We start from the raw sequence: 12,946 nt of genomic DNA, 5'->3' as shown, positions 1-12,946 counted from the left end.
ACAGTTTTAACGAAAAGGGCCGGCCCGGCCTGCCCCTCACCTCCCGCCGCAGCATGCTCGCTGCCGGTGGCCTGGCGCTGACCGCGCTCACCCTGGGCCTTTCGGGGTGCGCCCAGGAAGATGCCCTGGCGGAACAGGCAAGGGCCGGGGACAACAAGAACTATGTGGCCGGCGACGGCTCCGTCACCGAGTTCGCAGCGGCGGACCGTAAGTCCCCCCTCCAGATCAACGGAACGCTGTTCAACGGCACCACGGTTGCGCCGGCTGACCTGCAAGGCAAGGTCACCGTGCTGAACTTCTGGTTCGCCGCCTGCGCCCCGTGCCGGGTTGAGGCGCCCATCCTCGAAGAGCTCCACCAGGAATTCAAACCCCAGGGGGTGCAGTTCTACGGCGTCAACCTGCGGGACGAGAAGGCCACCGCTGAAGCGTTCGACAAATCCTTCAACCTGACCTACCCCAGCTTTGATGACAAGGACGGCGGCGTCCTGCTGGCTGTATCCGGCCTGGTTCCCCCCGGGGCTGTTCCCACAACCCTCGTGCTGGACAAGCAGGGGCGAGTGGCCTCCCGCGTGCTCGGTGAAATCCAAAAGGGCACGCTGAAAGCCCTCATCGCTGCCGCCGTGGCAGAGTAGCGCGGACCCGTGAACAGCCCCTTCGCCGAAGCCATCCTCAACGGCTCGCTCCTCCTTGCCATTCCGGTGGCGCTGCTGGCCGGGCTGGTCTCCTTCCTGTCCCCGTGCGTCCTGCCGCTGGTTCCCGGCTACCTGGGGTACGTCACCGGGCTGAGCGGCGTGGACCTGGAGAAGCAGAAGCGCGGCCGGATGCTGGTGGGAATTGGGCTGTTCGTGCTGGGCTTCTCGGTGATTTTCGTCCTCCTCGGCGGTGCCTTCGGACAGCTGGGTACCCTGATCACCGGCTCCCAGAACGCCTGGATCACCCAGGTCCTGGGCCTCCTGGTGATCGTTATGGGCGTGGTGTTTATGGGCGGCTTCAGCTGGCTGCAGCGGGACGCCAAAATCCACGCCAAGCCGCCGGCCGGGCTGTGGGGGGCCCCGCTCCTGGGCCTCACGTTCGGCCTCGGCTGGGCGCCCTGCATCGGGCCCACCTACTCCGCAGTCCAGCTCCTCAGCCTTTCCGGCGGATCGTCGGCCGCCAAGGGCGCGTTCCTGGCGTTCGTCTACAGCCTGGGCCTGGGCATCCCCTTCCTCCTCATTGCCCTGGCGCTGCGCCGGGGGATGGGCGTGATGGCGTTCTTCCGCAAGCACCGCCTGGCCATCCAGCGCACCGGCGGCGGCATCCTGGTGGTCCTCGGGCTGCTGATGGCCAGTGGCGTCTGGGGCACCTGGGTGACCGGGCTGCAGTACTGGTTCCAAACCGACGTGAAGTTGCCAATCTGATGAGCGAGCGTGTGAACGTAAAGAAGAAGTCTTCCGCGCCGGCGGCGGGCGCCAAAGTGTCAGAGGCAAAGGCGGAAGCTGCGCTGCCTGCACTGGGGCCGATCGGCATGCTCCGTTGGGCCTGGACCCAACTGACCAGCATGCGCACTGCGCTGTTCCTGCTGCTGCTGCTCGCCGTCGCGGCAGTCCCGGGCTCGCTGTTCCCGCAGCGTCCGGCCAACCCGTCCGTGGTCACCCAGTACATCAAGGACAACCCGGACTACGGCAAGCTGCTGGACACCCTGCAGCTGTACGACGTCTACTCTTCGGCCTGGTTCTCGGCCATTTACCTGCTGCTGTTCATCTCCCTGATCGGCTGCGTGGTGCCCCGGGCGATCGCCCACTACAAGGCAATGCGCTCCCAGCCGCCGCGGACCCCCAAGCGGCTGTCCCGCCTCCCTGAGTACGGCACCCTGGTCATTCCGGCCGACGCCGGGATCCCGGCGTCGGCCGCCATCACCAGCGCCGCTGCGGTGCTGAAGAAGCGCGGCTACCGCGTGGAGGTCCGGGACAGCGGCGGCGAGCGTCCGTCGCTGGGCGCCGAGCGCGGCTTCGCCAAGGAAGTGGGGAACCTGGTTTTTCACACGTCCCTGATCGGGGTGCTGGTATCCGTGGCCATCGGTGGACTGTTTGGCTACAGCGGCCAGCGGATCCTGGTGGAGGGTGACACGTTCGTGAACACCCTGGTGGGCTACGACCAGTTCACCCCCGGGACCAATTTCCAGTCCGGCCAGCTCCAGCCCTATTCGGTCCAGCTGGACAAGTTCGACATCACTTTCGACCGCGAGTCGGAGGGCAAGGTGGGCCAGCCCATCGACTTTTCCGCCGCGGTGACCACCAAGGAGAACCCGGATGCTCCAGCGCAGAAGGAAACCCTGAAGGTCAACGATCCGATCACACTCGGCGGGACCAGCATCTACCTCACCGGCAACGGTTACGCCCCCGTAGTGACCATCCGGGACGGCGACGGAAACGTGGCCATGCAGGGGCCGGTGGTGGCCAAGCTGCAGGGGGACAACTACTACTCCTCAGTGGTGATCAAGGTTCCCGACGCCAAGCCGGACCAGCTGGGCTTCGCCGGCTTCTTCCTGCCCACGGCCTTCGTCTCGAACGAAGGGGTGTCGTTCAGCGGCGACCCCGAACTCTTCAACCCGCAGCTGACCCTGAACTCCTACTACGGAGATCTGGGCCTGGACGACGGCGCCCCGCAGAACGTCTTCGAGCTGGATGTGCAGGACCTGACCCCGCTCAACGCGCGGAACCTCGACGCCGGCGGCATCACCCTCGCTCCAGGCAGCAGCTACACGCTGCCGGACGGCAAGGGAACCATCAGTTTCGACGGCGTGAAGCGCTACATCGGCGTGGACATCCACCACAATCCGGGCCAGCTCTACGCCCTGGTTTTCGCGCTCCTGGCGGTGGCCGGCCTGATTCTCTCCCTTTACGTCAACCGCCGCCGCGTGTGGGTCCGCACGGGTTCCCACCCGGACGGCCGCACCATGGTGGAGTATGGGCTCCTGGCCCGCGGTGAGGACCACCGGCTCGCCGCCGAAGCCGAAGCCGTGCGGAAGCTGCTGGCCGGGGAATGGCAGCTGGACCCCGACTCGGGTGCAGCCGCGCCGGAACCCTCCCAGCAAACATCCAGCCTCCAGCAGGACAATTACCCTGGCCCTGCCACAGCCACAGGCCCAGTCACCACCCCAGCAGGCCCCACCGGGCCCGAAAAGGACCAGTAATGCCGTACGGAATCAACGAGACCATGGGCCAGTACAGCGAGCTCTTTATGCTGCTGGCTGCAGGCACGTACACGGTGGCCTTCATCGCCTTCGCCTGGGACCTGGCCAAGAGCAGCAAGGCCCTGCGCGCCATCGACCTCAAGGCGGCGCAGGCCGAAGACCCTGCCCGGATCCCCGTTGGCGCACGTGCCGGGGACCGCAGCGAGTCCCACCTGGCCGGGCCGGCGGGCAGGGCCGAACGGCCGTCGTCGTCTGCTGCCCGGCCGGCAGGCAACGCGGCCGGGGGAGTCATCACAGCCGACGCCGACATGAAGTATGCTGCCGAACGGCGCGCTCCCGCCCGGGTGGCAGTGGCCCTGACCGTCCTTGGCGCCCTGATCCACGGTGCCGGGGTGCTGACCCGCGCGCTGGGTGCAGGCCGGGTGCCTTGGGGCAACATGTATGAGTTCCTCACCACCGGTGCCTTCGTTGCCGCCGCAGTGTTCCTGCTGGTGCTGATCCGCCGCGACCTGCGCTTCCTCGGCACCTTCGTGGTGGGCCTGGTCATCATTATGCTGGTGGCCGCCTCCGTGGCGTACTGGACGCCTGTGGGCCACCTGGTTCCCGCCCTGCAGAGCTACTGGCTGATCATCCATGTTTCCATCGCCGTACTCTCCTCCGCCCTGTTCACCCTGACGTTCGCAATGTCGGCGCTGCAGCTGGTCCAGGCGCGCCGGCTGAAGGCGGTCGCCGCCGGCGGTACGGACAAGCTGGGCTTCATGCGGCTGGTGCCGTCAGCGTTGAGCCTCGAGAACCTTTCGTACCGCATCAACGCCATCGCGTTCATCGGATGGACCTTCACGCTGATGTTCGGCGCCATCTGGGCCGAGAAAGCCTGGGGCCGGTTCTGGGGCTGGGACACCAAGGAAGTGTGGACGTTCGTCATTTGGGTTGTCTATGCCGGCTACCTGCACGCCCGCGCGACCCGCGGCTGGACAGGAACACGCGCGGCATGGCTGTCGATCGTTGGCTACCTCTGTGTCATCTTCAACTTCACCATCGTGAACCAGTTCTTTAACGGGCTTCACTCCTATTCGGGCCTCTGAGCAGGGGTTTCTCCCTAACACCCGTTGCGGGGCGGGTAAATAACAATTCGGTGTAGCAATGGGGGTATTCGCGGTCCCGGCCGTGATGCTACCTTGGTGACGTGCGCCCGTGATGAAGCTTGCTGGCGACCACGAGTTTTACCGAGGTACCCATGAGCTACGTTCTCGCCATTGATGTGGGGACCAGTTTCACGGCGGCCGCTGTTGTCCGTTTTCATGACGGAGCCGCGCCGGTTCCGGAGTGCCTGCCGCTGGGCCTTCGGGGCTCAGCTGTGCCCTCTGTGGTGTACTACCCGGAGGAAGGCCCCGTCCTGGTGGGGGAGGCCGCGGAGCGCCGCGGGCTCGATTCCCCCGGGCGTGTAGTTCGTGAGTTCAAGCGCCGGGTGGGCGACGCCGTGCCCATCTCTGTAGGCATGCTGTCCCTTCCAGCCGAGGACGTCTTCGCCACCATGGCCCGATGGGTGGCAGACCGGGCAACCGAGCGCGAGGCTGAGCCGCCGTCGGAAATCATCCTGACCCATCCCGCAGCATGGGGCACCCACCGGACGTCCCTCATCATGGACGCCCTTACCGCAGCCGGACTTGGGAAAGTCACCCTGCTGACCGAACCGGAAGCTGCCGCCCTGCACTACGCGTCGCAAGTGCGGGTGGAGGCCGGCAGCACCATCGCTGTGTACGACCTCGGCGGCGGGACTTTCGATACCGCTGTACTCCGCAAAGCTGCCAGCAACCGGTTCGAACTGCTGGGGCGGCCGGAGGGCTTTGAAGACTTGGGCGGCGCCGACTTCGATGCCGCCCTTTTCCGTTTTGTTGCCGAAAACACCGGCGGCGCACTGGAGCGGCTGGACACCGCCGAGCCTGGAGTGCTCGCCGCGCTTGCCCGGCTGCGACGGGAGTGCGTGGAAGCCAAGGAAGCGCTCTCCTCGGACAGCGAGGCCAACATCTCGGTACTCCTGCCGGGCATCCAGCAACAGGTCCGCCTGGTCCGCCCCGAATTCGAAGCCCTGATCGAAGAACACATCAGGGACACGGTGGACGCGCTGGAACAGTCGCTGGGGCAGCTGGACCTGGAGCCCGCGGACCTGACCGCTGTGTTGCTCATTGGCGGATCGTCCCGGATCCCCCTCGTTGCACAGCTGATCTCGGAGCAGCTTGACCGGCCCATCGCCGTGGACGCCGACCCCAAGTCATCAATCTGCCTGGGCGCCGCCGTGTCTGCAGTGTTGGGACAGGCCGCTCCCGCTGGGGCTTCTTCCGGAGCGGATCCAGGCCCAGCAGGCTCAGCTGGCGAAGGTGTAGCCGGAACTGCGGTGAAAGAGGGGCAGATACCTGTTCAGCTGATTCCCTGGTCCCGCAATGCCACGACGGCGCCACGTTCCGTCGCGGCAGCGTCCCGCGGGCCAGGCACCAGGGAGAGAGGCGGAGCGCACGCGCCGAAGCCGAGGATGCGGCTCACTGCTATAGCGGCTACCGCTGCCTTGTTCACCGTTCTGAGCGCCACCGCAGCCCAGAGTCCGGAAGGGTTTGCCAGCCTGACCTCTGTGTTCGTCCCGCCGGCTGGAGCTGCCGACACCGTGGAAACGCTTTCGCCCACGGGAACCGGCGGCAGTGGGACCGGCACCGGGGCGGCAGCAGCGGGCGACGCCCGGCTGCCAGCCACCGGCCTCGAGGCCGGCGTGAAGAAGCGTGGTTCTTCCCCGGAGGCGGACAACGGGTTGGACGCCACGCCCGAGAGCCGGTTGTCGGCCGTCACTGCTATCGAGAAGGGTTCTTCCGCTGAGACCTCCGCCGGCGGTGCAGCGGCGGCAGCCGCTGCCGACAGCAATGCGGCAACCGAAACTGCGCCAGGCACGGGGGAATCGACAATTACGCCCCCGGGCACGGCGACCGCCGGCGAAACGGCGCCCGGCAGTCCGTCCGAAACACCGACTGGTCCGTCCGAGACGCCGACTGGTTCGTCAGAAACGCCGACTGCAAGTCCGTCCGGGTCGCCGACTGGCAGCTCGTCCGGGTCGCCGACTGGCAGCTCTTCCGGAACGCCAACCCGCAGCTCGTCGGAAATGCCGACCCGCAACTCGACCGGAACGCCGACTGGCAGCCCGTCCGGAACCGCGACCGGCAGCCCGTCCGGGACGGCAGGGGCTACACCTACTGGCACAGTAATAACGTCGCCGCCGGTGACCGACGGTGCGCCTTCGCCGACGGTTCAGCCGTCGCCGTCGCCATCGGTGGAGGAGTTCCCCGGTTCCGGTCAGTCCTTTACGGCCTACGCCACGACCACGATGCCGGCGGCGGCCTGAGATGGTGAGCTATCAGTCGCACGCGCAGAAGCCGGCGTTCCGCCATGCGGAGCCAAACCACCAGGGACCTGCAATTCACAGTGAAGAGCTCATGGCCAGTCAGCTCGAGGGCGAGAATGCCGCTGTCCGGGAACTGCTGTTGGCATTGTCGGTAGGTTTTGCCCTGCCGGGACCGCTGCCCGCCGACCTGCAGCGCAAGATCGACGACGGCGGGGTGGGCACCCTTGATGCCCTGATCCAACGGGCAGAGTCCTCTGGTCTCTTGACTCCCGACGGAACCGTCGTAGGCCCTGCACAGCTTGCGCTGCTCGCTGTCGCTCCCACCACCAAGGTGCATGCCCTCCAGCGGGAGCTCGTGACTTTTTACGCATCGAACGGCCAACCCTTGGGAGATCTGGCCCGGGAGTTGGCCCGCGCCGGCCTTGCCGATACCAGGGTGGCAGACGAACTGGAGCGATCCGGCGACAAGGCCCTTGAGCACGATCCCGGAACCGCCTATCAGCTCTACGATGAAGCCTTGCTGGCCGGCAGCGACGAGAAAGCCACGGCGGCGCGGCGCGCGCAGGCCGCCGCAGCCGACGGCGACCTTGACACCGCCGCCCGAATTGTGGACACCCTCCTGGTAGAGAAGGATCCGCCGGACGTCCGCCGTGCCGCGGACGTTGCTGCCGCCGTCTGGGCCCAGCGGGGCATGCTGGCCCGTGGGGCTGACGTCTACAGCTGGCTGGGAGCCTCCCGGCTTGGCCCCTCCGGATCCCTTGCCGCCGTTGCCTTGATTGGCTCCGGCAACCGGGCCGATGCGGAAGCCATCTTCGGCGCCGACGTACCACCGGCGTCCCCGACGCTGCTGGCGACTACCCTGGCGCAAACCGGCAAAGGGATCCTCAAATCGGTTGCCGGTGATCCCCACCATGGCCTCCAGATGCTTATCCACGCCTCCGATATGCTCAACGCGGCGGGGACCGTACTTCCGCTGCCCGAGACGCCGGCTGCGCTGGCAGCGCTGATGGCACTGCACAGCGGTGAGCCGAACCTTGCGGAAACCATCTGCCGGGCTGCAACGGCCGCTGGTCAGGGGGGCAATGCAGCCAAGCCAAGGCTGTTCCTGCTGAAAGCATGGTCAGCCATGATGCAGGACAGGCTTGAGGACGCACGTTTAGCCATCAATGAGGCGTCGAAAGCGAACCACTGGCCGCTGGTGCCGCGGGACGAGTTCCTGTGTTCGGCACTGGAAGTGGGTCTTGCCCGTCGTAACGGTGATGTTCCCGGACTCATCAAGGCGTGGGAACGGGCGCGCGAAGCGACGCTCCACACTGCCGTAGACCTGTACAGCCTTCTGCCGTGGGGCGAGCTGATGATTGCAGCCGCCCGCCTTCGGGAAGGACGCAGGGTCAGCCACTACCTTGATGAGGCATGGGACTTGCTGGAGCGCCTGGGAAATCCGCCGCTCTGGGCCGTACCGTTCCACTGGTCGGCAGTCCAGGCGGCCCTGTTGAACGAAAGGCCCGCCGACCTGGCACCGCATGCAGCCGCCCTGGCCCGCGCCGCAGGGCAAAGCCACCTCGCCGCCGTGTGCGCCGCGGCTGGTAAAGCCTGGGTAACCGTGCTGGCCGAGAGGTTCCATCCTGACGACGTCGAGGCGGCGGCACGGGGCCTGGGCGGCGTTGGAATGCGTTGGGAAGGAGCCAGGCTTGCCGGCCACGCGGCAGCCCGGACCGATGACCGCAAAGACATGGTGCGCCTGCTGTCCTGTGCCCGGGACCTCCACCCGCAGGGCAGTTCGGCCGGCACGGGTGCGTCCGTGCCAGCCGAGTCCGGCAATGCTCCCTCCGCTGATACCGGTAATGCGATGCATTCCGATGGCGCAGGGCTAAGCGAGCGGGAAAAGGAAGTCGCCAGGCTGGTACTTGATGGCAAGACGTACCGTGAAATCGGCGAAGCCATCTATATCTCCCCCCGCACTGCCGAACACCACATCGCCCGGATGCGGCGCCGGCTGGGTGCGGAAAACCGTTCGGATCTGCTGGCAAAACTGCGGGTTGCCCTGGGCTCGGAAAGTCAAGCCCGTGACTAGCCCCTAACGCCCCTAAAAGGGTTGGTGGCGGTTCCCCACCCTGGGGACCATCGGTAGGGGGAACCGGCCCGATGCCCGTCCACGGCAGCAACAGTACGTTTGATCCAGGTTCGACATCCAGGCCGGAGAACCGGACAACAGAAAAGATCTGAGGACCAGCACATGACAGTCGCAAAGGATGTCGTCCAGTTCCTTATGAACCTCTTCGCTGACCGCCAGGCGGCGCAGGACTTCCTGGATGATCCCGAAGGCGTTCTGGAAAACCACGGCCTGGGCGGCGTCCGCGCCGCCGATGTTGATGCCGCCATGCCTGTCGTCCTGGATTACGCCCCTATCAGCGTCAATGCCTCCCGCTTCGACCAGCAGGACAACCCCGGTGGCAACGACGCCAGCACGGGCCATGCCGGCAGTGGCTGGGCTGCGCCTCCCGGTGGCGGCGGCCATGACGACCACGGACAGGCGGTGGAGCAACTTCATCATTTGGTGGCTAATTACTCCTACCTTTCCACAATCAATGACCCGGCCATCACGGATCAGTCCGTGAACCAGAACATCTGGGCCGACGGGGACGTTGAGCAATGGTTCGACAATGACTCTGCTGCTTTCGACGGCCCAGCCGTAGGTGCCGAAAGTGACATGAGCTTCGCCACCACGAGGATCGACGACTTGTTCGACCTTGACACCGATGCGCACATGGAGCCTGCGGGGCATACCCCCAACCCGTCCATCACCATCGAGAATGCATTTGACGAGGACACGTTCACGTACGTCGATAGCGAGCTCAGCTTCGTCCAGGAAGACCCTGCCGTCATTGATGTGGTCGACGCTGACGCTGACGAGACGGAGGACCCCCTGGAGTTTGATTCCTAGGAGCCGCTTCCAGGTGCTATAACCGAGTGAGGCATAACCAAAGGACAGGCTGTGGCAGAACTCGGACCGGCAAACCCATCACCACCGGTTTCGGCTGGGCAGCTGATCCAACTCGTGGAGCACGGCCTTGTGCTCGTGGGCGCCGGAGACCGGGAGGATCTCCGAAAACGCCTGGAACAAACCATGGGGAGGCTCAAGGATCCCAGCATCCGGGTCATCGTGGTGGGTGAATTCAAACAGGGCAAAAGCAAGCTCATCAATGCCTTGGTCGGTGCGCCGGCCTGCCCCGTTGACGACGACATCGCTACCTCCGTGCCCACGGTTGTCCGCTACGGGGATCCGGCGACGGCTGCGATCCTTACCCCCAAGGTTGACGCGGACCCTGGCGACGACGCCGGCGCTGAGCGCCAGCCAATCCCCATCGCCGACCTCCCGGCCTATGTTTCCGAAAAAGGGAACCCCGGGAACAGCAAGAACCTCCTGGCTGCCGAAGTATGCCTGCCCCGCAAAGTCCTGGCCGGCGGGCTCAGCGTGATCGATTCACCGGGCGTGGGGGGCATGGGATCGGCGCACACCCTGGCCACTCTCACGGCACTGCCCACGGCTGATGCGATGCTCCTGGTTTCGGACGCCTCGCAGGAGTACACCGAACCGGAGCTGCGCTTCCTCCGCCAGGCCATGCGGATAACCCCCAATGTTGTGGGGGTACTGACCAAAACGGACCTGTACCCTGACTGGCGGCGGGTGGAAGAGACCGATCGGGGCCACCTCAGCAATGTTGCGCCCGATATTCCCCTGTTTCCCGTGTCCTCCGACCTCCGCCTTGAAGCAGCACGCCTGCAGGACCCCGAATTGAACGTTGAGTCAGGCTTTCCTGAATTAATTGCGCATCTTCGGAACGGGATCGTGGGACAGGCGCAGCGCCTCCAATGCCGGTCCGTCAGCCAGGACCTGCTCGGCGTCACTGAAAACCTGCGCCTCTCCCTGCAATCTGAGCTTGCAGCTCTCGAAAACCCTGCAGACACCCCGCGGATGATTGCGGAGCTGGAACTGGCACGGGCAGAGGCCGACGACCTGCGGAAACGGTCCGCGCGCTGGCAGATCGCGCTCAACGACGGCGTCAGCGACCTTATCGCGGACATGGAGTACGATCTCCGGAACCGCCTTCGTCAAGTCCAACGCGAAGCTGAAACCGCCATTGAGCAGGAGGATCCGGGGCCGGTTTGGGTGGAGTTTTCCAAATGGCTCGAAGAATGTGTTGCCGCCGCCATTTCTGACACTTTCGTCCTTACCAGCGAGCGGGCGCAGAGGCTGGCTGCCCAGGTTGCGGAACACTTCGCCGCGGAGGAAGTGCGGCTGCCGGTCATGCATGTTTCCAATTCGGCGGAAGTGCTGGTTCCCGTGGATGTGATGCCCGGGATGGATTCAGGACACCTCAATCCAGTGCAGAAGGTGCTGATCGGCATGCGCGGGTCCTACGGCGGGGTGCTTATGTTCGGGCTCCTGACCGGTATCTTCGGCATGGCACTCATCAACCCGCTGTCTTTGAGCGCCGGCCTGCTGTTGGGACGCAAGGCTTACCGGGAAGACAAAGAAGCGCGGCTCAAGCGCCGCCAAACTGAAGCCAAGGCTCTGGTCAGGCGGCAGCTCGACGACGTTACCTTCCAGGTTGGCAAGCAACTGAAGGACAGGCTGCGGCTGGTGCAGCGCTCCATCCGCGACCACTTCACCGAGATAGCAGACGAGCATCACCGCTCCCTCGCCGATTCTGTCGCGGTGGCCCAGAAGGCCGCCAATACCTACGCCGTGGAAAAGGACGCCCGTATCAGGGGCATCAAAGCCGAGCTGAAGAAGGTGGATGCGCTTCACCAGGCCGCGGAAGCAGTTGCTGTGGAAGCAGCGGCTGCCACAAACATGACTTCCGCCGGCGCACCATGAACCGCTCAACACTTGCCGGAGCCGCGGACCTGGTTCAGGAGGCGTTGAAAGTTTATGGTGATGATCCCGCCAGCGCCGCCGCCCTGGAAGGGTTTGCCCGGAGGCTCGCGGAGCCGTTGCGCGTTGCCATCGCCGGCATGGTGAAAGCGGGCAAGTCCACGCTGCTCAACGCGATTATCGGCGAGGAGATAGCGCCCACAGATACGGGCGAGTGCACCCGGATCATCACCTGGTACCGGCACGGGCGCACTCCCCGCATCACGATGTACCCGGTGGAGGGCGAGCCCCGGATTTTGCCGCTCAAACGGGTAAACGGCCGCCTTGTGTTCGTGCTGGGGGAGGTGCAGGCAGGGGATGTGGACCGGCTGGACGTGGAATGGCCCTCGCCCGCGCTGCGGAACATGACCCTGATCGATACCCCCGGCATCGCTTCGTTGTCCGAGGATGTCTCTGCCCGCTCCACCACCTTCCTGGCCCCCGCGGATACGCAGTCGGAAGCGGATGCGATCATCTACCTGATGCGCCACATGCACGCGGCCGACCTGCGGTTCCTGGAATCCTTCCGTGACACCGAAGCGGGACGCTCGGGCACGGTCAACGCAATTGCGGTGCTCGCGAGGGCCGATGAGGTGGGTGGCGGCCGCATCGATTCGCTGTTGTCCGCGGGTGGGATTGCGGACAGGTACCGTCATGACCATAACCTTCGAAAGCTCGCACTGGGAGTCGTGCCGGTGGCAGGCCTCCTTGCCCAGAGTGCCCGGACGATGCGCCAGCAGGACTTCGCGGCACTTCAAGTGCTGGCCGGAATGGACCGCGCCGGCCGCGAGAGGATGTTGCTCTCCACCGACAGGTTCCTTCGATCCACTACTCCGGAAGGGCTGGGGGCGGATTCCAGGGCTTCCCTGCTGGCAAGGTACGGGCTGTTCGGGATCCGGCTGGCTGTGGTCCTGATTCCCAGTGGATTCAACGAACCGACCCCGCTGGCACATGAGCTCGCCAGGCGCAGCGGCCTGAATTCTTTGCTTGACCTTTTGGATGGCCAGTTCCAGGCGCGTGCCGAGGCGTTGAAGGCACGGACGGCCCTGGTGGGAGTGGAATCGCTGCTGCGCACGTCGCCGCGGCAGGGGACGGAGCACCTGGCTGCTGCCCTGGAGCGGCTGCAAGCCAACGCGCATGAGTTCCGGGAACTGCGGCTGCTCGCTGCGCTCCGGACCACGGGCGTGCCGCTCAGTCCCGAATTGGCTGCGGAGGCCGAGGGCCTGCTCGGAGGCTGGGGCGCTGCTTCCCATGTCCGGCTCGGGCTGGGTGCAGACTCGACGCCCGACGAGCTTGCTGATGAGGCGCGCCGTCGTCTGCTTCGATGGCGCGCCGTGGCCGAGAACCCGTTGACAGACCGCTTAGCCCTTGATGCCTGCCGGGTTGTCCTGCGCAGCTGCGAGGGTGTGCTGGCGGAATCGTCGGCCCATCAGCGCCGCCGTCAGCCCGCCTGACTGGCAGCCGGGCGGGC

Annotated in this window: 9 protein-coding genes; all 9 read left to right on the top strand. The window is 65.7% G+C overall.

The window, feature by feature from the left end:
* The first annotated feature begins 53 nt into the window (after positions 1-53).
* The 9 genes from M1D93_RS15810 (at position 54) to M1D93_RS15770 (ending at position 12,929) form a co-directional block, all read left to right on the top strand.
* The gene (locus tag M1D93_RS15810) at positions 54-632 is read left to right on the top strand and encodes a TlpA family protein disulfide reductase (RefSeq protein ID WP_461175040.1); all 579 of its coding nucleotides are present in this window, start codon (positions 54-56) and stop codon (positions 630-632) included.
* A gap of 9 nt (positions 633-641) precedes the next feature.
* Entirely contained in the window at positions 642-1,397 is a 756-nt protein-coding gene (locus M1D93_RS15805) for a cytochrome c biogenesis CcdA family protein (RefSeq protein WP_461172420.1), read from the top strand.
* Positions 1,397-3,172, top strand: a complete 1,776-nt coding sequence (gene resB / locus M1D93_RS15800) for a cytochrome c biogenesis protein ResB (RefSeq protein ID WP_461172419.1) — start codon at positions 1,397-1,399, stop codon at positions 3,170-3,172. The genes M1D93_RS15805 and resB overlap by 1 nt, the downstream gene beginning before the upstream one ends.
* Positions 3,172-4,257, top strand: a complete 1,086-nt coding sequence (gene ccsB / locus M1D93_RS15795; RefSeq protein WP_461172418.1) for a c-type cytochrome biogenesis protein CcsB — start codon at positions 3,172-3,174, stop codon at positions 4,255-4,257. The genes resB and ccsB overlap by 1 nt, the downstream gene beginning before the upstream one ends.
* A 152-nt stretch (positions 4,258-4,409) precedes the next feature.
* Entirely contained in the window at positions 4,410-6,557 is a 2,148-nt protein-coding gene (locus M1D93_RS15790; protein ID WP_461172417.1) for an Hsp70 family protein, read from the top strand.
* A 91-nt stretch (positions 6,558-6,648) separates the two neighbouring features.
* Positions 6,649-8,631 carry a helix-turn-helix transcriptional regulator gene (locus M1D93_RS15785; protein ID WP_461172416.1) on the top strand — a complete coding sequence of 661 codons (1,983 nt, stop codon included), beginning with the start codon at positions 6,649-6,651 and terminating at the stop codon, positions 8,629-8,631.
* Positions 8,632-8,793: 162 nt separating this feature from the next.
* Positions 8,794-9,501: an IniB N-terminal domain-containing protein gene (locus tag M1D93_RS15780; RefSeq protein ID WP_461172415.1), complete on the top strand. Its 708-nt coding sequence runs from the start codon at positions 8,794-8,796 to the stop codon at positions 9,499-9,501.
* A gap of 51 nt (positions 9,502-9,552) precedes the next feature.
* The gene (locus tag M1D93_RS15775) at positions 9,553-11,439 is read left to right on the top strand and encodes a dynamin family protein (RefSeq protein WP_461172414.1); all 1,887 of its coding nucleotides are present in this window, start codon (positions 9,553-9,555) and stop codon (positions 11,437-11,439) included.
* Complete coding sequence (locus tag M1D93_RS15770) at positions 11,436-12,929, top strand: dynamin family protein (protein ID WP_461172413.1); 1,494 nt, start codon at positions 11,436-11,438, stop codon at positions 12,927-12,929. Before M1D93_RS15775 ends, M1D93_RS15770 begins: the two co-directional genes overlap by 4 nt.
* The last annotated feature ends 17 nt before the right edge of the window (positions 12,930-12,946 follow it).

The organism is Arthrobacter sp. Z1-9, assembly GCF_054792695.1.
Note: the sequence above shows the minus strand (reverse complement) of the source record. Positions and strands in the feature narration are given on the sequence as shown.

What these genes read in the sequence shown, in the direction of transcription:
- M1D93_RS15780 (WP_461172415.1), top strand. Translation starts at nt 8,794, where the DNA reads ATGACAGTCGCAAAGGATGTCGTCCAGTTCCTTATGAACCTCTTCGCT.
- M1D93_RS15785 (WP_461172416.1), top strand. Translation starts at nt 6,649, where the DNA reads ATGGCCAGTCAGCTCGAGGGCGAGAATGCCGCTGTCCGGGAACTGCTG.
- resB (WP_461172419.1), top strand. Translation starts at nt 1,397, where the DNA reads ATGAGCGAGCGTGTGAACGTAAAGAAGAAGTCTTCCGCGCCGGCGGCG.
- M1D93_RS15770 (WP_461172413.1), top strand. Translation starts at nt 11,436, where the DNA reads ATGAACCGCTCAACACTTGCCGGAGCCGCGGACCTGGTTCAGGAGGCG.
- M1D93_RS15790 (WP_461172417.1), top strand. Translation starts at nt 4,410, where the DNA reads ATGAGCTACGTTCTCGCCATTGATGTGGGGACCAGTTTCACGGCGGCC.
- ccsB (WP_461172418.1), top strand. Translation starts at nt 3,172, where the DNA reads ATGCCGTACGGAATCAACGAGACCATGGGCCAGTACAGCGAGCTCTTT.
- M1D93_RS15810 (WP_461175040.1), top strand. Translation starts at nt 54, where the DNA reads ATGCTCGCTGCCGGTGGCCTGGCGCTGACCGCGCTCACCCTGGGCCTT.